Origin of the sequence: Parabacteroides timonensis, assembly GCF_900128505.1 — a bacterium.
GTDB classification, from domain to species: domain Bacteria; phylum Bacteroidota; class Bacteroidia; order Bacteroidales; family Tannerellaceae; genus Parabacteroides; species Parabacteroides timonensis.
This window is the reverse complement of sequence record NZ_LT669940.1, coordinates 1,727,319-1,750,404: the sequence shown is the minus strand read 5'-3', so window position 1 is coordinate 1,750,404 and position 23,086 is coordinate 1,727,319. Positions and strand designations below refer to the sequence as shown.

General features: G+C 44.3%; 15 protein-coding genes. 6 read left to right on the top strand and 9 right to left on the bottom strand.

Annotated features, from left to right (window positions below; genetic code table 11):
- The first annotated feature begins 19 nt into the window (after nucleotides 1-19).
- From BQ7394_RS07500 to BQ7394_RS07485, 4 genes are all read left to right on the top strand, one after another.
- Nucleotides 20-1,558: a RagB/SusD family nutrient uptake outer membrane protein gene (locus BQ7394_RS07500; protein WP_082211710.1), complete on the top strand. Its 1,539-nt coding sequence runs from the start codon at nucleotides 20-22 to the stop codon at nucleotides 1,556-1,558.
- Between the two features lie 92 nt (nucleotides 1,559-1,650).
- A complete protein-coding gene (locus BQ7394_RS07495) occupies nucleotides 1,651-3,030 on the top strand; it encodes a glycoside hydrolase family 27 protein (RefSeq protein ID WP_139317685.1) in 1,380 nt (459 codons plus the stop codon).
- Nucleotides 3,031-3,035: 5 nt separating this feature from the next.
- Nucleotides 3,036-5,171 carry an alpha-N-acetylglucosaminidase gene (locus tag BQ7394_RS07490; RefSeq protein WP_075556913.1) on the top strand — a complete coding sequence of 712 codons (2,136 nt, stop codon included), beginning with the start codon at nucleotides 3,036-3,038 and terminating at the stop codon, nucleotides 5,169-5,171.
- An 8-nt stretch (nucleotides 5,172-5,179) separates the two neighbouring features.
- Entirely contained in the window at nucleotides 5,180-6,706 is a 1,527-nt protein-coding gene (locus BQ7394_RS07485; protein ID WP_087880582.1) for an arylsulfatase, read from the top strand.
- 58 nt (nucleotides 6,707-6,764) lie between these two features.
- On the opposite strand, the gene BQ7394_RS07480 is transcribed toward BQ7394_RS07485, so the two are convergent.
- The 6 genes from BQ7394_RS07480 to BQ7394_RS07455 form a co-directional block, all read right to left on the bottom strand.
- Nucleotides 6,765-7,352: an RNA polymerase sigma-70 factor gene (locus BQ7394_RS07480; RefSeq protein ID WP_075556911.1), complete on the bottom strand. Its 588-nt coding sequence runs from the start codon at nucleotides 7,350-7,352 to the stop codon at nucleotides 6,765-6,767.
- Between the two features lie 117 nt (nucleotides 7,353-7,469).
- Nucleotides 7,470-8,372: a glycosyltransferase family protein gene (locus BQ7394_RS07475; protein ID WP_075556782.1), complete on the bottom strand. Its 903-nt coding sequence runs from the start codon at nucleotides 8,370-8,372 to the stop codon at nucleotides 7,470-7,472.
- Between the two features lie 161 nt (nucleotides 8,373-8,533).
- Nucleotides 8,534-10,072: an alpha-N-arabinofuranosidase gene (locus BQ7394_RS07470; protein ID WP_075556781.1), complete on the bottom strand. Its 1,539-nt coding sequence runs from the start codon at nucleotides 10,070-10,072 to the stop codon at nucleotides 8,534-8,536.
- A 3-nt stretch (nucleotides 10,073-10,075) separates the two neighbouring features.
- The gene (locus tag BQ7394_RS07465; RefSeq protein WP_075556910.1) at nucleotides 10,076-12,592 is read right to left on the bottom strand and encodes an alpha-L-arabinofuranosidase C-terminal domain-containing protein; all 2,517 of its coding nucleotides are present in this window, start codon (nucleotides 12,590-12,592) and stop codon (nucleotides 10,076-10,078) included.
- Between the two features lie 31 nt (nucleotides 12,593-12,623).
- Nucleotides 12,624-14,000: a glycoside hydrolase family 27 protein gene (locus BQ7394_RS07460; RefSeq protein ID WP_075556780.1), complete on the bottom strand. Its 1,377-nt coding sequence runs from the start codon at nucleotides 13,998-14,000 to the stop codon at nucleotides 12,624-12,626.
- Between the two features lie 206 nt (nucleotides 14,001-14,206).
- Nucleotides 14,207-15,025 carry a DUF6261 family protein gene (locus BQ7394_RS07455; protein WP_075556779.1) on the bottom strand — a complete coding sequence of 273 codons (819 nt, stop codon included), beginning with the start codon at nucleotides 15,023-15,025 and terminating at the stop codon, nucleotides 14,207-14,209.
- 622 nt (nucleotides 15,026-15,647) lie between these two features.
- Between BQ7394_RS07455 and BQ7394_RS07450 the strand changes: the two genes are divergently transcribed.
- Nucleotides 15,648-16,097, top strand: coding sequence for a helix-turn-helix domain-containing protein (locus BQ7394_RS07450; protein ID WP_075556778.1), 450 nt, complete (start codon nucleotides 15,648-15,650; stop codon nucleotides 16,095-16,097).
- Nucleotides 16,098-16,372: 275 nt separating this feature from the next.
- Here BQ7394_RS07450 and BQ7394_RS07445 read toward each other — a convergent pair whose 3' ends face one another.
- Nucleotides 16,373-18,712: a beta-galactosidase gene (locus tag BQ7394_RS07445; protein ID WP_082211706.1), complete on the bottom strand. Its 2,340-nt coding sequence runs from the start codon at nucleotides 18,710-18,712 to the stop codon at nucleotides 16,373-16,375.
- A gap of 156 nt (nucleotides 18,713-18,868) precedes the next feature.
- Here BQ7394_RS07445 and BQ7394_RS07440 point away from each other — a divergent pair, with 156 nt between their 5' ends.
- Nucleotides 18,869-20,911 carry a M13 family metallopeptidase gene (locus BQ7394_RS07440; protein ID WP_075556776.1) on the top strand — a complete coding sequence of 681 codons (2,043 nt, stop codon included), beginning with the start codon at nucleotides 18,869-18,871 and terminating at the stop codon, nucleotides 20,909-20,911.
- An 85-nt stretch (nucleotides 20,912-20,996) separates the two neighbouring features.
- Here the strand turns inward: BQ7394_RS07440 and BQ7394_RS07435 are convergent, their stop codons facing one another.
- Together BQ7394_RS07435 and BQ7394_RS07430 are read right to left on the bottom strand one after the other, a co-directional pair.
- Nucleotides 20,997-22,292 (bottom strand): NCS2 family permease, encoded by a 1,296-nt coding sequence (locus BQ7394_RS07435; RefSeq protein ID WP_075556775.1) that lies wholly within the window; start codon nucleotides 22,290-22,292, stop codon nucleotides 20,997-20,999.
- A 10-nt stretch (nucleotides 22,293-22,302) separates the two neighbouring features.
- Nucleotides 22,303-23,007, bottom strand: coding sequence for a nucleoside-specific channel-forming Tsx family protein (locus BQ7394_RS07430; RefSeq protein WP_075556774.1), 705 nt, complete (start codon nucleotides 23,005-23,007; stop codon nucleotides 22,303-22,305).
- Nucleotides 23,008-23,086: the final 79 nt, after the last annotated feature.

Sequence of the window (23,086 nt, the reverse complement as noted above, 5' to 3'; positions counted from 1 at the left end):
AATTTAATACGTATTTGAAATGAAACGAATAATAATAAATTTACTGGTACTGATGGTTTTATCATTCAACTCATGCAGTAATCTGTTGAATGAGGATCCGAAAGATTTTGTTTCACCACAAGGTTTCTTTAATACGGAAGATGAGGTAACATCTGCGTTATATGGCGTATATGGTTATTTACATGATATATATATAGGTGATTATGAAAAAATTTTCATTGCAGATATTGGTGTAGATAATATGGTTACGAGACAAAGTCCGCGTGTAGATGTTTATCAATACTACCAAATGGATGCTCCGACAGTTGAATATTCTACTTTTTGGAAAAATCATTATGCGGCAATCGGTTCGGCCAATATGGTGATTGCTCGTACAGAAAAGTCTGCATTGAAAGAAGAGTTTAAAAATAGTATTATAGCAGAAGCTCGTTTCCTGAGAGCATTTTTCTATAACAACCTGGTGTTGATGTGGGGAGATGTTCCAATGTGGCTGGATGAGTTGAATGTAGAAGAAGTCTCTACCGTTGCACGTACTCCGAAATCAGAAGTATTGGAACAAATTATTGCAGATCTGGAGTATGCAGCTAGTACGTTACCTGGAAAAAGAGAGGTGAAAGATCAAGGTCGTGTAACATCCTGGAGTGCAAAATCTATAATGGCACGAGTTTGTTTATTGGATAACCAGTGGCAGAAGGCTTATGATTTATCGAAAGAAGTTATCCAATCGTCTCCTCATAAATTATTGAATGATTTTAATCAGATATTTGACTTCAAGAATAAGTTTAATGATGAATTGATATTTGTTATCCCCGGTTTGACAGATGTTAAAGGTAGTCAGATCCATTCTTTTACAAACCCTCGTGGACGTGATGAAAGTGGAAAAGTAGATGCTTTGTTCAAAGAAGGAAAAAAGGCTATTCGTCCAGACGGAACAATTGTCTCTTCTTCAGGGGAGTTGTTTCAGGGATGGGGGATGTTTAATACGACAAAAAATCTTTTGGCAAGCTTTGAAGCAGGCGATACCCGTAAGGATATAATGGATTGGAATGGACTGACGATGACAGACGGAACAAAAATAACTTTTGATGGTGGTGATGGCGGTGGATCCGGGCATTATATGTTGAAGTGGATTGCTTTTGATGAAAAAGCTAATAATGGAAGTCGTGATATTCATCATATTCGTTTAGCTGAGCTTTATCTTATTCAGGCTGAGGCTGCAAATGAGCTGAACAAACCGGCGGAAGCTATTGCATTATTAAATGTTTTACGTGAACGGGCATTTGGAGATAGTAGTCATAATTATGCCTCTTCTTTATCCAAAGAAGAGATAAAGAAGGCGATTGTCAACGAGAACAGATGGGAATTATGTGGTGAAGGTGTCCGTCGCTGGTATCTGATCCATTGGGGGTATGATTATCTTTATAATGCAGTTCAGGCTTTGAAAGATGAAAATCCCAGAGCTGCAACAAACATAAAACCGCATCATGTCTTATTTAAAGTTCCTGATGAAGAGTTTATAAAGAATCCTAATTTAGGAGTTAATAATCCGGGTTATTAAATATCTTCGGATAGATATGGCACACAGATTTGTTTTATAATGACTTCTATCTGTGTGCCATATTATTTGTCTCCGATCTAATATATAAAATTGTGAAAAATAGATTTAAACAATTGATTATAGTAGCCTTACTTCCTTTATACGTATGTGGTGGTTTTGCTCAAGGAAGTCCGTTAGCTGTAAAACCTCCTTTGGGATGGAATAGTTTTGATAGCTATGGAGTCTATCTCCACGAAAAGGCTGCATTTGATAATCTGGAAGTATTGGCTGATAAATATCTGCCTTTCGGCTATGAATATTTTGTGATAGATAACGGTTGGTTTGGGGAATATAAACTGCGGCCGGGAACAATTTATTCTATAGAACGACATGCTTCAGATGTAAATATTAATGAATTTGGATTGTTACAACCTTCTATCTGTTATTTTCCGAATGGCTTTCTTGAATTGATAAATAAATGTCATGCAAAAGGGTTGAAGTTTGGCCTTCATCTGATGCGAGGTATACCTCGGAAGGCAGTAGAGTTGAATTTACCTATTAAAGGAACGGATTATCATGCACGAGATATTGCAGATACAGTAAATATCTGTAACTGGTGTCATTATAATTATGGAGTGGATATGTCTAAACCCGGTGCACAGACTTTTTATAACAGCTTAATTGACCAATTGGCTGCATGGGGTGTCGATTTCATAAAGGTAGACGATATTGTTCCTTATCCGAAAGAGATAGAGGCATTGGTTCATGCTGTTAAGCAGTGTGGCAGGGATATGGTAATCAGTTTATCTCCAGGTGATCGTGCTCCGGTAGAATATATTGATGTTTATAAACAAGCCAATATGTTGCGTGTGACCGGTGATGTATGGGATACACAATCTGATATCGATAAATGTTTCACCGCATGGAAAAAATGGAGTGGTTATGAAACTCCCGGATTTTGGCTGGATATGGATATGATACCGTTTGGTAAACTTCAATTAATGTCTCCGGCTACATTAAACAAAGAAGACATAAGTAAAAGTGCTTTATATGCGGGAAAAGGATATACCAGGGAAAGTGAGTTAAGTAAGGATCAAATGAAAACATTTATCACGATGCGTGCTTTGTCTGCTTCTCCTTTGATGATAGGAGGTGATTTGTTGACAATGGATGAGTATTCTTACAGTTTGTTGATAAATCCGGAAATTCTGGCATGTAATCAAAATGGAAAAATGGGAAAACTCATTTTTGAAAAAGATGGAGTGGAAATATGGAAGGTAAAGGATATTGAATCGAATAAAGGGTGGATAGGAATATTTAATAGAACCGATTTTGGAAAAGAGTATATGAAATTTGATATTAGTGTATTGACTCTTACAGAAAATTCTCGGTTGTATGATATATGGAATAATAAACAAGTTGTGATAGAAAATAAAGAGATAGAAATAACTATACCCGGACGGGGAGTTGTTTTCATTAGATATGATATTTGATTGATATGAAGAATTTGAAAATAAGAGTTTTATTTATCGGTCTTTTTTGTGTAGCAACAGTATGCAATGTAAAAGCAACTGATGTTTTGGAGGATCTGGTAAAAAGGGTTCTTCCCGGATATGAAAAACAGTTTATATTTAAAACGGAAATATTACCGACAGAGGAAGATTATTTTGAATTAAGTTCTGTCGGACAGCAAATACAGATACGAGGGAATTCCCCTGTTAGTTTGGCATCCGGTTTGAATTGGTATCTAAAATATTACTGTAACAGTTCTTTTTCCTGGTGTGGTAATCAAACTCAAATACCGGAAAAACTACCAATATTAGAGGAGAAGGTCAGAATGCAAACTCCCCTTCGTACAGGATTTTATCTGAATTATTGCACTTTCAGCTACTCTATGGCTTTCTGGGGGTGGGAAGAATGGGAACGCGAAATAGACCGGATGGCAATGAACGGTATTACTACTCCAATGGCGATGGTGGGAGTTGAATGTGTGTGGCGTAATATGCTGAAAAGGTTCAATTATTCGGAGAAAGAGATAAAAGAGTTTATTCCGGGGCCAGCTTATCTGGGCTGGTTCTTGATGGGGAATTTGGAAGGAATGGGAGGCCCATTACCTGATAGCTGGTTCAACAGGCAGGAAGAGTTGCAGAAAAAGATTTTGGCACGGATGAAAGCATACGGGATGGAACCTGTTTTTCAGGCATTTTTTGGTATGGTTCCGGGAAATCTTTCTACTAAATATCCGGAAGCAGATATTATCGGACAAGGGAAATGGATTAATTTTGATCGTCCTCCGGTACTAAATCCAATTGATCCTTTATTTGAAGAAATGGCATCTGTGTGGTATGAAGAGTATGAGAAACTATATGGAACAGTCCATTATTATGCAGGTGATTTGTTTCACGAAGGGGGAAAAACAGAGAATATAAACGTGACGGAAGCTGCTGAATGTGTTCAGGAGGCTATGCAAAATGCTGTTCCCGGTAGTGTCTGGGTTATTCAGTCATGGGGTGGAAATCCGACAGAAGAGTTATTGGCAGGTTTATCGAAAAAGAATACGATTATAATAGATTTGTGTGCTGAATATTGGGATCGTTGGAGCGAACGGAATGCTTTTGGCGGATTTCCATGGGTGTGGGCAAATATCACTAACTGGGGTGGTAATATCGGATTACATGGACGTTTGGATGCGATTGCTTCGGAACCAGTGCGAGCTCGTACTAATACCATGACATTTCCTTGGCTCAAAGGTATCGGAAATGTTCCTGAAGGTATCGGTACAAACCCGGTAGTTTTCGATCTGGCTTGTGAAATGCGTTGGAGAGATTCAGTTCCGGAGCTAACAAACTGGCTACATGATTATGCTACTTACAGATATGGGTATCCTGATGAAGTGTTGAATAAAGCTTGGGATATACTCTATAAAACAGCTTACGGTACATATAAAGGACATCGTCGTCCTTCAGAAAGTTATTTTTGTGCTCGTCCTTCTTTAAAAGTCCGTACAGTATCGGCTTGGGGAAGTGCACGAATCTATTACGAGGAAAGTGAGTTCGAAGAAGGTGTGAAATTATTTGCTAGTGTGAAGGACAAATATAAAGGACATGATGCTTATGAATACGATCTGGTAGATTTTACCAGGCAACTAGTTGCTAATAAAGGACGTGTCCTGTATCATCAAATAATTCGGTGTTATAAAAATAAGGATGTAGATTCGGTGACTTATTATTCTCAAAAGTTTTTGGATCTGATTCTGTTGCAAGATCAGTTACTGTCTTGCCGATCTGAACTGTCGGTTTCAAGCTGGATTACTCAGGCCAGAAATTGCGTGACAGATCCAGTCGATAAAGACTTATTCGAATATAATGCGCGTGTATTGATTACAACTTGGTCTGATGAGAAGAGTCAGTTGATCGATTATGCGCATCGTGAGTGGAGTGGGTTACTGAAAGAATATTATTATCCCCGCTGGGAAATGTTTTTCGACTGGTTGATACAAACTGTTCATGGAGAGCAGGTTCCGGAGCCGGATTATTATCCTCTGGAGGAAGCATGGACTAAACCGCATGCCCTTCCAGTCTCTTCAAAGCCGGACTTATATAAGCTGGTGGAAGATTGTATAAACTTTAATTAGACGTAAATATGAAAGATTTTGTATTAATAAAGAATACCGGTTTGTCTGTTTTGGGTATAATGGCCTTATCCTCTTGTCAGACCAAACTGGAAACAAAACAGAAACAGCCGAATATTATATATATTTTAGCCGATGATCTGGGATATGCAGAACTGGGATGTTATGGTCAGAAACAAATTGAAACTCCTAATATCGATAAACTAGCCGAAAATGGGATACGTTTTACACAGCATTATTCTGGGACAGCTGTATCTGCTCCTTCACGTTGTGTATTACTAACCGGAAAACATACAGGGCACTCTTATATCCGTGGGAATGATGAGATGCCGGAAAGAGGGGATGTGTGGAGTCATGAGGCTATGTTGGCTGACTCTACATTAGAGGGACAACGCCCACTACTTGCAGGAACGCAAACACTGGCCTCTATGATGAAATCCGCTGGATATACCACTGCTTGCATTGGAAAATGGGGATTGGGTTATCCCGGGTCTGAGAGTACTCCGAATAAAGTCGGATTCGATTTTTTCTATGGATATAATTGTCAGCGTCAGGCACATACCTATTTCCCGCCGTTTTTGTACAGAAATGAAAACCGGGAGTATTTATCAAATGTTTTATTGGAACCCGGAACAAAACTGAATGCAGGAGTTGATACAATGGCTTTAGAAAGTTATGCAAAATACACTCAGAAAGAATATGCACCGGATTTGATGTTCAAGGAAATTACTTCATTTATCAATGGAAATAAGGATGTTCCTTTCTTTATGATGTGGACAACTCCTCTACCTCATGTCCCGCTCCAGGCTCCTGAACGTTGGGTGAAACATTATGTGGATAAATTTGGAGATGAAGTTCCTTATACGGGAAATAAAGGATATTTCCCGTGCAGATATCCTCATGCAACTTATGCTGCAATGATCAGTTACTGGGATGAGCAGATCGGAGCACTTATACAACAATTGAAGGATCTGGGAATTTATGAAAATACGTTGGTGATTTTTACCAGTGATAATGGGCCGACATTTAACGGAGGTACCGATTCCCGCTGGTTTGATAGTGCAAGACCTTTTAACTCGGATCAGGGTTGGGGGAAGGCTTCTCTTCGTGAAGGAGGTATTCGTGTGCCGATGATTGCTACTTGGCCGGGACTGATAAAACCTGGAACAATAACCAACCATGTTTCTGCATTCTGGGATGTGATGCCCACTTTGGCGGATATTGCAGGAGTGACTGTTAATCAGTTAGATGGGATCAGCTTTTTTCCTGTGTTGCAAGGGAAAATGCAGCCGGAACATGAATACTTATATTGGGAGTATCCGGAAGGGGGTGGCTCGAAAGCCATTCGAGTAGGAGACTGGAAGGGGTATATTCCTGACATAAAGAAGGGAAATACTCAAATGAGTTTGTATAACCTGAAAGACGACCCTACTGAACAACATGATATAGCCACTGAACATCCCGATATTGTTAAGCAATTGGAACAAATGATGTCGGAGGCTCATATAGATCCGGTAGTAAAAAGCTTTGAAATGTAACCCGAATATAAAAAGGGGAGGAATAATAATCGGTATCAAACAGATTTTATTCCTCTTCTTATATAACAATATAAAGCAATAAGCTTAAAGATATATCTGTATACTTGTTGAAATGATTTTTAATGAAACGCAGAGATTCGGATATATGCTCCTGAACGGTGTTAACCGATATTCCTAATTGGGCGGCAATTTCTTTGTGAGTCATATTATCTTCCCGACTCATGTTAAATATCTTTTTCCTTTGAGGAGGCAATGCTTCTATTGCTTCTTTCAGTATTTTCTGATATTCTGTATAGATTAGCTCGGACTCGATGATCTCTTCTTCTACAGGGGTTCTTTGTGCAAGTATAGACTTTACTTTGACGTCGATATCTATATCCCGGAAATAATTCAATATTCGGTTACGAGCCATTGTGTAAAGGAAGGAAGAGAAGGACAAATCTGGGTTAATAAAGTTTCGGGACTCCCAGATACGGATAAAGATTTCCTGGACAATATCATTCGCTTCCTCTTTTGACTTGAGCAGATTAAGACAGAAGTAATACAACTTGTCTTTATAGCGGATATATAATTCGCTAAAAGCAGTTTCATCATCCCGTATAAGAAGGTTAACTAATTCAGTATCCGTATTTTCTCTGATCCCCATGTATCCTCTCTGTAAGTAGTATGCAATATTACTACATTTTTCAGAATAAAAGAAATTCCCGAAAAGAATTACCGACAACGGTATTCCTTCCGGGAATTTACATATATGTTTTATCAATTAAAATAACTTGCTCGGATATTCTCCTGCATCTACCAATGCCTGGATCTTATCTACTACGCCCTGACGGTCGGCGGCATAAGTTACACCGAACCATTTGGAAGTAGTGTCCCATACTTTAACACGGGCTGTACCGTTTGTGATCAGCTCGTTAACCATTAGCGGAATGAAATATTCGCTTTTCAGGTTACCCATATTCTTTTTCAGGAAGTCTTTGAAGAATTCTTCTGAATAAGCAAAGTAATCGGGAGTGAATCCCCACATATTCATGGATACCGGAGTATTTTCGTCCAGAACCACTTTCTTGCCGTTTTCGTCGATAAACTGGATATCACCGTCGATACGTTCGATAGCTGTACGTTCTACAACGCCTGTCAGGTAACCTTCTGCATTTGTTTCGCAAACGCCACGGGCTACTGAACCACTTTCGCTCAATGTATTACCAACACGGTAGCCTACCATACAGTAGTCATTTTTCTTACCGTACATTTCTGTCAGCGCTTTACCTAATACGGCGAAGCTGTCGCGTCCGTAGAAATCGTCGGCGTTGATAACGGCAAACGGTTCTTTGATAACATCTTTACCCATCAGGACAGCATGATTGGTACCCCAGGGTTTTTCGCGGCCTTCCGGGCAAGTGAAGCCTTCCGGCAGGCTATTCAGGTCCTGGAATACAACTTCAACAGGAATATGATTTTCGTATTTGGAAATGATCTTTTCGCGGAAATCTTTTTCAAATGATTCACGGATAACAAAAACTAATTTTCCAAATCCACCGCGGATAGCGTCGAAAATAGAGTAGTCCATGATTGTTTCACCATTAGGGCCCAGACCGTCAAGCTGTTTCAAGCCCCCGTAGCGGCTACCCATTCCGGCTGCTAATACAAATAATGTAGGTTTCATAATTCTTTTATTTTAGATAATGTATTTTTCATTCTGCAGGCAAAGGTAGAAAACAATTTCTGTTTATCCACTTGCTCAACCTGATAAAATACACTGTAAATATCGACACCATCGATAAACACGTATCGGAGCTATCGATACGTGCATATCGGTTGGGACTCTTATTTTACCTCCAGAACGACGATCGATTTAGCCGGCATATTTATTTTAAGCTGGCCTTTTTCCACTTTTGCACCGTTGAAAGCTACCGGTTTTACGAAATCGGGCTTTTCAAAAGTGTTGTGGTCGTTGATGGAAGGTGAGGTGAGGATACGGCCGTTCACACCGGTTATTTTTTGTCCTTGCAGGTCGAGGGTGATATTTTGTGCGTTGTCCGTATCCACGTTTGCCAATGTGATATGGATCACTCCGCTTTTGTCTTTAGAGGCGGAGGCACTCAGCATCGGAACTTCCCGGTTGTCACGTACCAGGGTCTTGTCGCAGATCAGGTCCATCGGAAGGAATGTGGCATCCTGATGTACTTTATACATTTCGAAGACATGGTACGTCGGGGTCAGCATCATTTTCGGACCGTTGGTCAGGATCATGGACTGAAGTACATTTACGATCTGGGCGATATTGGTCATTTTCAGACGGTCGGTGTATTTATGGAATACATTTAGGGAGAGGGCGGCTACGAAAGCATCCCGCATTGTGTTTTGCTGGTAAAGGTGACCATTGATAGTTCCCGGTTCTTCGTCCCACCAGGTACCCCATTCGTCGAGCATCAGGGCTACGTTCTTTTTCGGATCGTATTTGTCCATGATGGTGATGTGTTTTTTGATAACATCTTCTATTTCGAGGCATTTGCCCATCGTCCAGTAATAATCCTCTTTGTTGAAGTCGGTAGCGGATCCTTTGCTACCGCTCCATCCGGTCACAGTGTAATAGTGCAGGGAAAGACCGTCCATGCGACCACCTACGTTTTTCATCAGCGTCTCCGTCCAGTTGTAATCGTAATCGCTGGCACCGCTGGCGATCTTGAACAGACGGTTGCCATCGTAATTACGGCAATAAGTCGAGTAGCGGCGATACAGGTCTGCATAATATTCCGGGCGCATACTACCTCCGCAACCCCAACTCTCGTTGCCGACACCGATAAACTTTACGTTCCATGCCTTATCGCGGCCATTTTGCCGACGCAGGCGTGCCATCGGGCTGTCGCCTTCCGAGGTCATATATTCGACCCATTTAGCCATTTCCTCCACAGTCCCGCTTCCTACATTGGCGCTGACATAAGGTTCGCAGCCCAGTAGTTCACAGAGGTTCAGGAATTCGTGGGTACCGAAACTGTTGTCTTCGATTGTTCCTCCCCAGTTGTTGTTTACCATCTTTGGGCGGTTTTCTTTAGGGCCGATGCCGTCCATCCAGTGGTATTCGTCGGCAAAGCAACCACCCGGCCAGCGCAGGTTGGGAATATGTAATTCTTTTAATGCCTGCAATACGTCGTTGCGGTAACCTTGTGTGTTGGGTATATCCGACTCCGGTCCGACCCAGAGGCCACCATAGATACAGGTTCCGAGGTGTTCGGCGAACTGACCGTAGATATGTTTGCTGATCTGTTGTGTACCCTGTTGGGGATATACACGGATGCTGGCATCTTTTTGGGCGAATAGGGGAAGTGCCAGGAATGCCAGGGCACTGATGAATAATTTTTTCATGGATTATTTGCTTTTAAGATTAATATTGTTCTGTTTGATACGGATCACAGTGAATGAGTAAGCCGGCAGGTCGATGTCGAAATCGTTGCTGACACGGATCGTCGTAGTGACGGGCTTTGCCTGTTTGTCGTCGGGTTTGCCGCTCAGTGTCGTCAGGGTGGCTGTTTCTTCAACTACCGGGATATCCTTTAATAATACACTGGTTTGTGTCGGGACAGGCAGTAGGTTGACCAGCTTAACGATCAGGTCGTTGCTTCGGCTATCGCGTACCACGGAGGAGGCTATGCGTTTCTGCACGGCGTCATTTTCTTCCGGCAGGATTACCCGGCTGTTCAGGTATTCGTCTCCGGCATGCTGTCCGTAAAGTTGCTGCACATAATATCCGACGGTCGGTTTCACCTCTTCATTATTGAAATAGATTAAATCAGGATTCCACTGCGTATGGCCTTCTTTGGCAAGCAGGGGAGCATAGGATGTCATGTGCACCACATCCCCGTTGCGTTCGAGTGCGGTCATATACAATGCTTCCGAAAGGGCCGTTTCCAGATTGTTGGGGCGGCCGGGAAGGTGGGCGGCATATTCACCCAGATATACTTTCGATTTCGAACGGTCGTATTTGTCGTAGTAATCCTGATTATGGATAAACCACCCCGGTTTCTGGTAATAATGCTCGTCTACCATCGGTATATTCAGTTTGTTGGCAAGCTCCCATCCCTCTTCGTAATCGGTACCTTCCGAATAAGGGCCGACTGTTCCGATAACGGTTATTTCCGGGTGTTTTTCTTTCACGGCATTAAACAACATGGTGAACCGTTCCTCAAAGATGTCGGTGATCAGGTCTTCGTTTCCGATACCGATATATTTAAGGTTGAAAGGCTTCGGATGTCCGGCTTCGGCCCGTTTTTTACCCCACTCGGTTTTTACATCGCCGTTGGCATATTCGATCAGGTCGAGTATTTCCTGTACGTAGCCGTCCATTTCACACATAGGAATACCTCCTTGTTGTCCGCCTCCTCGGTGAGTGCAAGCCGAATTCTGGCAGGGAACGCCGGCAGCTACGACAGGAACAGGTTCGGCCCCGATGTCTTCGCAGAAGCGGAAGTATTCGAAATAACCTAACCCCGCTGTCTGGTGATAACCCCAAAGATTACGTTGCGGTTTGCGTGCCTCCAACGGGCCGATCGTGTTTTTCCAGCGGTACATATTATCCAGTCCGTCGCCATGCGCCACACATCCTCCGGGGAAACGTATGAAACGCGGGTGGATATCGGCAATGGCCTGTGCCAGATCGGCACGAAGGCCGTTCGGACGGTTCATGAATGTTTTTTCAGGGAAGAGGGAGATCATGTCCAGGGCAATAGTACCGGGCGTCCGGGTTACGACCTCCAACTGTGCATCGGATACATTTTCCAGGGCTGTAAGTGTGACCGGCAGTTTTTTCCATTCACGTGATAATCCTCCGGTGAAACCTTCCGCATGGATACGGCCGTCCTTACCGGTCAGACGAACTTGTAGCTTTCCGTTCTTTCCGTCCAGTGTACGGGCGAAGAGGGAGAATTTATATTTGTCGCCGGCTTTGAGCGTGATGCCGTCAAAACCTTCGTTAACCAGGGCTGCGCCGGGCTGATCCGTTTTTAATACGGCATAATGCAGGTTGTTAGGATGGATCGGTTGCGTGGAGTCGATGGTGAAGGAGGCGTTTGCCCCTTTCAGGGTCCATGACTTTTTACTGTTCCAGGCCGGATCGTTTCCTTCCTTGTCGGCAGGCGAGTATTCGAAATCACGGTTTTGTATCAACTCGGCATAAAGGCCTCCATCGGCGGCATAATTGATATCTTCAAAAAAGGCCCCGACCAACAGGTCGCTGATTGGTTTCTTTTGGTTGCCGTTTACTATGACTGTCGTATTGAACGGTTTCAGGGAGGCGAAGCGCACCGGATCTTCCTGGGTGGTTTCGCTGTAAATCCTGTCTTTGTAAGCGACCATGTCTTTAGCGGCAATCAGTTTGTCGACTACCTCCCAGGGGACTTTGTGGATCACGCCGGTTTCCGGTTTGTCGTAGAGGACAACCGTGCAACGTCCATCCTGCGGATAAGCGGCCGGTGTCGACGGATTATAAGTGCTGAGGTCGCCGGTAGTTGTCGAATACGATTGTCTTCCCCAGGTAACGAGATCGGCGGAAGCCGCATGACCAAACGTTTGGGTGGATTCGTTGAGAGTCCAGAAACAGTGCCATAATCCGTCGGATGTCCGGATGAGGTAGGGGGAAAGCATTCTTTTTTCCGTTCCCCAACGTCCGTAGTCGCAACGCAGGAAGCTGTGTTCGGGGCCGATACGGTGCCAGTTCTTTTTGTCCGTACTCCAGGCGAAATGTAGCCCGTTATGGTTATTGTCCTTGTCGGTGGCATACGAGAACAGATAGGCCGAATCGGGCTTGCTCGCTAAATCTCCGGCCTTAGCGAAGGAAGGGCCGGAGAAGCATGCTGAAAGGATTAAGAAAGAGGTGATGATTCTTTTGATCTTTTTCATCATGTCACTATGTCTTTACTGGTTAATTAGCGGGAGTTAGTTTGTATAATACGGATGCATGCGGCTGAAGGCTGCAACTGATCTTGTCTCCTTTTTGATCGACCTCTTTGTCGCTCCACATTTCCGTTACGCGGCACTTTTCGATCCCCAGGTCTTTAAGCGGAATGTCGATAACGGATACGCCTTCATCATTGAGGTTGAACAATGCCAGGTACACTTCGCCCGTTTTTTCGTTTCCGGAAGTGATAGCCGCTTTCCCGTCCTGCTGGAAAAGCTGGCGTACGTTCGTCCCTTCGCGGTGCATTCTGAGCACTTCTTTATTTGTCAACAAAGAAAGGGTAAACTCGTCGTTGCTGGGCAGGTCGCCACCGAACATCAACGGGGAACGGAAGATACAGAACAGATTCATTAATGTATATTGTTCGTCGTGGGTCAGGCGGGTCATACGGTCTTCACCCCGTTCTCCGCGGATAGAGATACGTCCGAGCGGGATCATATCGCAATCAGGCCAGGTACCCGGGGCAATATATGGATACCATCTCTGGGCTACGTCGAACAGGTGGGTGATATGAGGCCAGGTATCCCAAACATCGTCTACCATACGCCACATATTCGCATGACTGCGTACGTGGTCTGCGTTGGCAACCGGAGTTTCGCCGGGGGAAGTGCTCAATACGATCGGCCGTCCGCAATGGTCGATGGCGTTTCGTATTAACTCGATCTCGCCGAGGTGGTAGGGGCGCGACAAATCGTCTATCTTGATAAAGTCCACTCCCCAGGAAGCATAAAGCTCGAAGATGGAATTATAATATTCCTGTGCACCCGGCTTATCGGCAACGACCGTATAGTTATCTCTTAGCCATTCGCATTGCAGTTCCGGCGAATAGATCTGATCGGCAGTGATCCCGTCGGCACCTTTTACCGGCAGTTTCTTTTCGACGGCTACTTTCGGAATGCCGCGCATAATATGTATACCGAATTTCAAACCTTTGCCATGTACGTAATCCGCCAGTTCCTTGAATCCTTTTCCATCTTTAGCGGACGGGAAACGGTTTACGGCCGGCTGGTAACGTCCGTATTCATCCAATACATAACGGGGATCGGTCTGATTGTAACCGCCTGCCTTGTCGTTTTCCACGAACCAGCGGATATCCACTACTATGTATTCCCAGCCATATTCCTTCAGCTTGTCGGCCATATAGTCGGCATTCGCTTTCACTTCGTGTTCTTCCACTGTCGGGCCATAACAATCCCAACTGTTCCATCCCATAGGAGGGGTTTGTGCCCATTCTTTAAATTCGCCGGCTTTGAACGGCTCGGGCTGACTTGTTTCTTTTTTCTGTGCGCAAGAGCTGCATAGAACGGTCGCTGCGACCCATAATAATAACTGTTTTTTCATGATATACTATTGTGATTTTTTATTATGTGTCAAAAATACGTTATATTTTTGTTTCGCAGCACCACTAATTCGTCAAAAAGGGCCTATTTTGAGCCAAACCACTACGAATTATTGTTTTTTATACAAATATTCCTTGAAACCGACAAAAAAAAGGCCGGCTCAAAAATTTCTGTAATGAAACAGTGATGAGTCGGCCTTTTATTATTTTATTCGATCACCGGGCGATCGTCGGGATCGGGTTCCGGTGTGGGATCGGGTTTGGGAGTCGGATCGACGGGGATATCGGTTTTTTTTCCGGCTTTGCGGCGTGAGAGGGTTTCGGAGAACTGCACGATCAATGCGTTGACATTGTCGATCAGGCCGGCCAGCTTCGTTGCCTGGTCGGCATCGTGAGTAATCGTCTCGTTCACCAGCCAGAGGGCATTGATAGCCTTCACGGTTGCGCGGTAGGCATCGTCCACCTGCGAGCGGACGGCTTTCAGGCTGTCGTTGCTGACACGTCCGAGTTTGACGTCGGAACGGTTCACATACAATTCATTGAACTCATTGTTCGCCTGTTTCAATAGGGGAAGCACGTCGGTGAGGCCCAGGGCGGTGATATACGCCTGGTTGGCTTCACTTTCCAGTACCTGGAGGCAGTTGGTCACTTGCGCCGTGTTTTCGGCTGCCGGTTTCGAGGCTGCATCTTTGTAAGGTCTCATCTCGAACTCGATCTTTTGCGCTGCGGTCTTTTTTTCCGGCACCGGGCTGTAGAGCATGGCGGCGACCATTTGTTTGATGTAGATGAAAAGATCGTCGCGTTCGCGGTCTTTTTCGTTCATGGCCTGTGTTTCTTCGTAAGCGCGGGCCTGTAGATAGAGGTCGTCTTCGCGTTTGAAAAGGTCTGCATAGGTTTTCTGTAGGCTTTCGATCTTCAACTCGGTGGCCAGGGCGGGGGTGGCGAAGGTGAGGACGTTGGCGTGGAACTGGAAATGCTCGGCGTTGCGGGCTCTTGCTAAACTGGTTACTTCTACAATTTCCTTCATTTCTTTAGATTTAATTAATAAACAATGTTCCTTGTTTTGGTGCAATCTTGTTTTTCATTCAAAAAATACCAGTGTTTTGATACAATCTTATTTTTTCGTTCTAAAAATGAAATTGTTTCGGTGCAATCTTGTTTTTTCATTCAAAAAATGAGATTGTCTTGCTGCACTTTCATTTTTTCAGTCCAAAAGTCAAATTGTTTTGATACAATCTTATTTTTTTTATAAAATGGGGTGATTGCATGTATACAACGCTATAAATGTAGTCTTTTAAAAGTACCCTACCTAATTCCTGGCCCTGAATTTCAAAAAATAAACTGCTCTATCCTCGCGAACCGGGCAGTTTTCAACAAATTAATATGCCCTACTTAAAGCATATGAAATCTGATGTACCTATCATCGATCTCTATTTCCCCTTTCAAAAATTAGTAGGAGATGTGTTTTTGGGTTCTAAAATCATGCTTAGGCTTTGGTTTTACAAAGGTCGGTGATTTTCTGTTCTCTGAAAAAAACATTCGCGCATAAAATATGCGGCGCGTTGCATATTTTATGTAGTTTTCTTTCTGTCCTGGACAGATACTTAATTGTTTGTCCTTATATTTGTCTTCAATAAAATAAATAAGGTATGGAAAAAGATGCAGAACTGAAAAGAAGCAAAAATGTAAACGAGGGTGCGAATGTCCGGAAATTACGCCAGATATTAGGTATCAAGCAGAGTGCTTTTGCTGAAAAGTTGGGAATAGACCAATCGGCCGTTTCCCGTCTGGAAAGTCGCCGGGTGATCGAAGAGGATACGTTGCTGAAAATAGCTAATATATTTAATGTATCTCCTAAAATTATTCAGGAACTGGAGGAGAACCCGCTGTCGGTGGTGGTTGAGAATACATTTGAAAGTGGTAGTTCAAATAATGGAAATATAATTGGAAATAATGAAAAATTAGAAACCATTGTACATCCTCTCGAAAAAGTCATAGAATTAAACAAGCAAACGACCGAACTTTACGAGCGCATGGTAGCCCTCGAAAAAGAAAAATCAGCCTTGCTGGAACAGTTGTTGAAGGAAAAGCAAGGATAATATAGAAAAATGTGAATCGAAATAACAGACCTCGTAGGGGCGGGTTCTAAACCCGCCCAATATCAACAGGGTGTAATCCTTGTCACAACGGGCAGGTTTGGAACCTGCCCCTACGAAGCCGGTCATATTGTCTCATTTCTGTCAATAACTGAAATATTAATACAGGGTAAGGGCAGAAACAAAATCAGCCAGATTGTTATAGATTAAAAACAATCTGGCTGATTTAATTTAATGAGCAATAATAAATAACAATTCGTTATTTTCGATACCCTGTTTTAATACTTAAACGGTGTCATCCTCGTATACGCCTTGTAATCTTTGATCATTCCCGGGTATCCTTCTTCGGCACGGGGCAGGTAGCGGAAACCCGAAACTGTTACGGTTTCACGCAGGTCGATCACTACCTGGTGCGGATATTTGGCTCCCCTGGCTGTGCTCCAATAGGTGGACTCCTGCAAATCATAGATTTTATCGGCTGTGAAGTTTCCACCGGATGTTTCTTCGCTGTCGGCATAACCGATCTGCCAGTGCTGGCGTCCGAGTGGATTGCCGTTTTCGTCGAGCAGATAAAATTCAGCGATGGCGGCAATATTTCCCCCATCTTGTGCATTCAATGCTTCCAAGCAGAAATGACGGGCTTCGACAGGTGCATCGAACCTGACTTCCTGCCAACCGTTGCCGGCCTTTAACGAACCCTGTCCGACAGGTTTCTCATTTTTCAGATCCAGATTCTGGCCTTCTTTGCGGTTGGTGAGAGGTGCTTCGGCACGCAACATATCCAGGATCGGTTGGTTGAGTCCTTTGATCGTTGCCTTTTCCGGGCCTTTCAGGTCGAGAACGATGATTTCGTTTTCACCTTTCTTCAACCAGCAACCGGGCATGAACAGTGTTTGCTGGGGACCGATTTCCCAGAAACGTCCCATGGCTCTGCCGTTTACCCAAACCATACCTTTTCCCCAGGTTTGCATATCCAGGAATACATCACCCGGAGTTTCGAGGTTGAAGGTTGCACGGTAATAGGCCGGACCTTCCGCTTTTTTACCGGTTACGAATTTTTTGTCTTTTGCGAAAGAATAGTCAACCGGGAGATTGTATACCTGCCAGTCTTTCAGTTCGTCGGTAGACGATTCGGTGATAAGAGCCACCTTTTCGGTGATCCCTTTCCGGTCGTGGATGGCTTTGTCGAAGTTGACGCGTCCCATCGCTTCGATCAGGATATCCAGTTGTGAACCGGCTGCTGCAGCGGGTAATTTGATCGTATTTTCTCCGCGGCGGCGATCCAGACGGCCTATCAGTTTACCGTCGATGAAAACCTGTGCCCAGTCGTGTACTTCGTCGATCAGCAGTGTTGTACCTGCTTTTACTGCCGGAAGAGTGGTTCGGTACAAGATACTTCCCCATCCCTGGTCGAACTGTTCCATCGGTTTGATATCGTGGCTGGTCTTCGGTTCCGGCAGATTGTCGAACAACAAGGCTGTTTCATTTAATTCGAATTCCGGGATTTCAATGACAGGGAATGCTTCCGGCACTTCCGGCATCACTTCGCCCGGTGCCATATAACCGGCCATGAACTCACGCAGTTTGTAATATTTCGGAGTCGTCCATCCGGCTTCGCTGATAGGAGCGTCATAATCGTATGAGCTGCACATCGCCGAATAAGCCGGGCTGTTTGCGCCACCCCAGTGTCCGAAGGTAGTACCTCCGTGAGTCATATAAAGAGAGAAAGAAATGTTACGGTCGAGCATGTCTTTCAGGCCGGCGATCATAGTCTCCGCATCCCGTGTCTCATGCTTGCGTCCCCAATGGTCGAACCATCCGCTCCAGAATTCGCTACACATCAGCGGGGTGTTCGGACGAACCTCTTTCAGCTTTTTGAACTGTTCGTCTATATTGGCTCCGGTTCCGAAGTTGATAGTCCATACCAGGTCGTCGAGCGCGTTGTTGAGGAAGTTGGAGCTCCAGTCGCACTGGAACAGCGGAACGTCTGTAAATCCGGCTTCCCGCAGGATGTCCCGGTTCTTGGCTATATATTCTTTGTCCGTGCCATACGAACCATATTCATTCTCCACCTGTACCATAATAATATTACCACCACGGGTAATTTGCAGGTCTGCCACTTGTTTTCCGATCTCATTCATATAGATACGGGTACGTTCCATGAAATAAGGATCGTTCGTACGGAGTTGGATATCTTCTTTTTTCAACAACCACCAGGGGAGTCCGCCCATTTCCCACTCGGAGCAAACGTATGGGCCGGGACGTAGCATGATATACATATCGTATTTCTGTGCCAGCCGGCAGAATGCGGCGATGTCGTTTTGTCCGGTGAAATCGAATTCTCCCGGTTTCTGTTCATGAATATTCCAGAATGCATAGATGCAGATGGTATTCATGCCAAGGGCTTTACACATTTGGATACGGTGTTCCCAATATTCCACGGGGATACGTGTGTAATGGATTTCGGCAGCTTTTATAACGAAAGGCTTGCCGTTTAGCAGAAATGTCTTGTCGCCTATCTCGAAGGTTCCTCCATTTCCGGATTGGTTCTTACAACCTGTTAGCACGCAAATCAACAGGGCCATCAGAATTGTTACGGTCTTCATTGAGTAATTCATGATAAAAATTAAGTTTATAACTGTTTTCTGACCGTAAAAGTACATAAATTGCTACTGGGCTTAGGTATAATAATCGGTCATATTAGGGTAAAAATGGTTCTATTTAGCTGATTTTGTATACCTTTGCGGCATAATTCAAGAAAACGTTGAACAAAAATGAGAAAGTTAATGGTAATTCCGTTGGTTGCTGCCGGTATGGTTGCAATGTCGGGGTGCAGTAAATCACCTGTGAAGGAAACTGCAAAAGTAGACGCCATCAATCTGGCTAATCTGGACACAACAGTAGCGCCCGGAACTGATTTTTATCAGTATGCATGTGGTGGCTGGATAGAAAAAAATCCTCTGAAACCGGAGTATTCACGTTTTGGCACATTCGACCAACTGCGTGATAACAATCAGGAACAACTTCGTTCGCTTATCGATGAACTGGGAAGCACTCCCCAGGAAGCAGGAAGCGTGGCTCAAAAGATCGGTTCCCTGTATGAAATGGGATTGGATAGTGTGAAGCTGAATAAGGAAGGAATGACTCCTATAAAAGACCAACTGGATGCTATCCAACGACTGGGAACAAAAGCGGATGTAGCTAAAATGGTCGCCGTCTTACATAAAGAAGGAATGGCTCCGTTCTTTGCTCTCTTTGTTGATGCCGACGAAAAGAACAGTTCGATGAATATCGTACAATTGTACCAGGCCGGTATCGGCATGGGCGACCGCGATTATTATCTGCTGGACGATGAAGCGACGATGAAAATGCGTGATGCTTACAAGCAATATATCAATCAACTGTTTACGCTGACAGGAGCATCCCCCGAACAGGCTGATGCGGCTGTAAATGCAGTAATGAAGGTTGAAACGGGTATCGCCGAAATATCTTTCAGCCGTGAAGACCTGCGTGACAGCCAGAAGAATTACAACAAGATCAAGCTGAGTGAGTTCAAAGCCAAAAACAACCCGATCGACTGGGATGTCTATTTTGAAAGCATGGGCCTGGTGGAAATCGAATACCTGGATGCCAAACAACTTCCGTTCTATGACGCATTGGGAGAGTTTATGAAAAATGTTTCTATCGACGAACAGAAATATTACCTGGCATTTAACCTGCTCGATGCTGCCGCTCCTTACCTGAGTGACGATTTTGTGGCAACACATTTTGATTTCTACGGAAAGACAATGTCCGGAAAACAGGAACAACAGCCTCGTTGGAAACGTTCCCTGTCTACTGTGAACGGTGCTTTGGGAGAAGCTGTCGGCCAGATGTATGTGGCTAAATATTTCCCGGCTTCTTCGAAAGAAAAGATGCTGACACTGGTAGGTAATTTACAGAAAGCATTATCCGAACGTATCGCCGGCCTTGAATGGATGAGCGATGCAACGAAGGCAAAGGCACAGGAAAAACTCTCTGCCTTTATCGTAAAGATCGGTTATCCTGATAAATGGCGCGATTACAGTGCACTGGAAATCAAAGACGACTCTTACTGGGCAAACGTATGCCGCTCGAATATCTTCGAAATGGACTACGACCTGGCGCAGGCCGGAAAACCGGTCGATCGGTCTCGTTGGGGAATGACTCCGCAGACTGTGAATGCCTATTATAACCCTACGACAAATGAGATCTGTTTCCCTGCTGCCATTTTGCAACCTCCTTTCTTCAACCCGGATGCAGACGATGCGGTAAACTATGGGGCTATCGGTGTCGTGATCGGTCATGAAATGACTCATGGCTTCGACGACCAGGGACGTAACTACGATAAAGACGGTAACCTGAGCGACTGGTGGACTCCGGAAGACGCCGCTCTTTTCACTGAACGTGCCGACCGCTTGGTTCAGCAGTACGACGATATCATCGTGGTAGACAGTGTACATGCTAACGGACGTTATACATTAGGTGAAAACATTGCCGATCAGGGTGGCTTGCTGGTATCCCACTTGGCTTACCTCAATTCGTTGAACGGAAAAACACCGGCTCCGATAGACGGTTTCACTAACGAACAACGTTTCTACCTCGGATATGCAACCCTTTGGGGCCAGAACATTCGTCCGGAAGAAATCCTACGTCTGACAAAGATCGACCCGCATTCATTAGGTAAATGGCGTGTCAATGCCGCCCTCCGCAATATCGACACATTCTATACCGCTTTCGATATCAAAGAAGGCGATCCGATGTATATGATGCCTGCCGATCGCGTAGTGATTTGGTAATACTGGAATACAGATAGTATTATATAATGTATAAAGCGGGATAGTCGTTACGATTATCCCGCTTTTTTATACCTGAAATAGTTGTTCAGGCAAATATAAATTTCAAAAGGAACAGAGCAGCCAGTATATACATGGTAATACTTATATCCCTGTGTTTTCCGCAGAATAACTTGACCAGTACATAGCAAAGTAATCCCAATACCATTCCGTCTGCGATGGAGTAGGTGAGTACCATCATGATAATGGTAATGAAAGCCGGGAGTGCTTCGGATATATCATCCATATCGATCTTTGATACCGAGTCCATCATAAATACCCCGACAAGCACTAACGCCCCGCTTGTTGCCGCACTGGGAATAAGCAGGAACAACGGAGCAAAGAACAAAGCCAGGATAAACAGCAATCCTGTTATCAGGGAGGTAAAGCCGGAACGCCCTCCTTCAGCAATACCCGAAGCACTTTCCACATAAGTGGTAATGGTCGAACTACCCATCATCGCCCCGATCGTTGTACCTATTGCGTCAGACATCATCGCCTCTTTCACATGTGGAATATGTCCGTCTTTCCCCATGATCCCGGTTTTGGAAGCCAGGCCGACCAGTGTCCCTACCGTATCGAATATATTCATAAACAATAAGGTGAAAATAACGATCGCCATATCCAAAGTAAAAAACTCGGTGAAATCAAATTTGCAGAAAGTCGGCTCTATCGAATGAGGTATGGAGACTGGAAGAAAACCTTCCGGTATTTCCGTCACTCCCAGCGGTATCCCGGCCAACGTACAAATCAGGATACTGTAAAATAAAGCACCCTTCACCTTCTTTACAACCAGGATCCCGCTCAGCAGGATCCCTGCCATTGCGAGGACGGAAGATGGCGTGAACTCCCCGAACATAACGAATGTTGCCGGATTTGAGGCTATGATCCCTGCATTTTTCAACCCTATAAAAGCGATAAACATTCCGATCCCGGCAGAGATGGCATATCGCAGGTTCATCGGGATGCTGTTGAGAATAATCTCCCGGATGTTTAGGAAAGTGATCAGGATAAATATCACCCCTTCGACAAACATCGCCGTCATTGCTGTTTGCCAGGAATACCCCATTCCTTGCACCAGGGTAAAAGCGAAAAAAGCGTTTAACGCCATACTCGGCGCCTGTGCAAACGGAAGTTTGGCCATAAAAGCCAATAGGAAAGTCGCAATAGCGGAAGCCAGTGCCGTTGCTGTGAAGACAGCCCCTTTGTCCATTCCGGTAGTGCCCAGGATAGAAGGGTTGACGGCCAGGATATAACTCATTGTCAGGAAAGTCGTTATTCCAGCGATCACTTCCGTTCGGATTGTCATGGTCTGTTTGTCAAACCCCAATAGTTTTTGTATCATATATTTTGGATTAATCGAATGTCCACTTTATCGCCAATGTCGGAATGGTATAAAAACCGTTGCGACCGCCGAAGTTATGACTCAGTTCCACTTCACTTCCAACACTCAGCTTGAACTTATCATCAACACCTTTCAGCTTGTTTAAGTTCACCCATATCTGCGGTTCGGAAAGGAAAATAAAGTTCCCGTGGTCGTTTTTCTCCCGCCACCAGTCGGCAAACCCGCTGAATGTGCACAACCCGTTTTTAGCAAAATGGATATACCAGGTACCCGTCAATTGGAAATTGTTCGGGCTACGATGTTTCTGGATATATTTGTACATAGGAGTAAAAGTAAACCCTTTGGAGAAGTCCTTATTATTATATGTATAGGTGAAGCCTCCAAGATAAGCGTTGTTATAAGAAGCCCCCTTCATCAGTCCCCCGTTATATTCTATATGTACGGAGAAGGGTGGTTGCCAGAACTTCAGTTCGCGGGCAATCTCCCAATAGGCCGAAGCGACCCCCTCTTTTTTGTAATCCATATCGATAAAGAAATAAGTGCTTCCCCACTTATCGGCCCTGAACATTTCGACGGTAGAAGTCAGAGCCGGTCGGCCGTCGAGGTCTTTGTCATAAAGAGTTCCGCCAAAATCATAATGTAACTGGATATTTTGCGCTTTTCCGCATAGAGTAGTGGCCAGTAGGATAATGGCCAGAGTAAAGAACTTTTTCATTCCGATCGTTTAATATGGTTTATTGTTTGGAAAGCCGCAAAGATATAAAAAAAGCAGGACTTCCCGGAAAGTCCTGCCT

Excerpts from the sequence above, each read along its gene's own strand:
- BQ7394_RS07500 (WP_082211710.1), top strand. The coding sequence starts at position 20 with ATGAAACGAATAATAATAAATTTACTGGTACTGATGGTTTTATCATTC.
- BQ7394_RS07490 (WP_075556913.1), top strand. The coding sequence starts at position 3,036 with ATGAAGAATTTGAAAATAAGAGTTTTATTTATCGGTCTTTTTTGTGTA.
- BQ7394_RS07485 (WP_087880582.1), top strand. The coding sequence starts at position 5,180 with ATGAAAGATTTTGTATTAATAAAGAATACCGGTTTGTCTGTTTTGGGT.
- BQ7394_RS07480 (WP_075556911.1), bottom strand. The coding sequence starts at position 7,352 with ATGGGGATCAGAGAAAATACGGATACTGAATTAGTTAACCTTCTTATA.
- BQ7394_RS07475 (WP_075556782.1), bottom strand. The coding sequence starts at position 8,372 with ATGAAACCTACATTATTTGTATTAGCAGCCGGAATGGGTAGCCGCTAC.
- BQ7394_RS07470 (WP_075556781.1), bottom strand. The coding sequence starts at position 10,072 with ATGAAAAAATTATTCATCAGTGCCCTGGCATTCCTGGCACTTCCCCTA.
- BQ7394_RS07460 (WP_075556780.1), bottom strand. The coding sequence starts at position 14,000 with ATGAAAAAACAGTTATTATTATGGGTCGCAGCGACCGTTCTATGCAGC.
- BQ7394_RS07455 (WP_075556779.1), bottom strand. The coding sequence starts at position 15,025 with ATGAAGGAAATTGTAGAAGTAACCAGTTTAGCAAGAGCCCGCAACGCC.
- BQ7394_RS07450 (WP_075556778.1), top strand. The coding sequence starts at position 15,648 with ATGGAAAAAGATGCAGAACTGAAAAGAAGCAAAAATGTAAACGAGGGT.
- BQ7394_RS07445 (WP_082211706.1), bottom strand. The coding sequence starts at position 18,712 with ATGAATTACTCAATGAAGACCGTAACAATTCTGATGGCCCTGTTGATT.
- BQ7394_RS07440 (WP_075556776.1), top strand. The coding sequence starts at position 18,869 with ATGAGAAAGTTAATGGTAATTCCGTTGGTTGCTGCCGGTATGGTTGCA.
- BQ7394_RS07435 (WP_075556775.1), bottom strand. The coding sequence starts at position 22,292 with ATGATACAAAAACTATTGGGGTTTGACAAACAGACCATGACAATCCGA.
- BQ7394_RS07430 (WP_075556774.1), bottom strand. The coding sequence starts at position 23,007 with ATGAAAAAGTTCTTTACTCTGGCCATTATCCTACTGGCCACTACTCTA.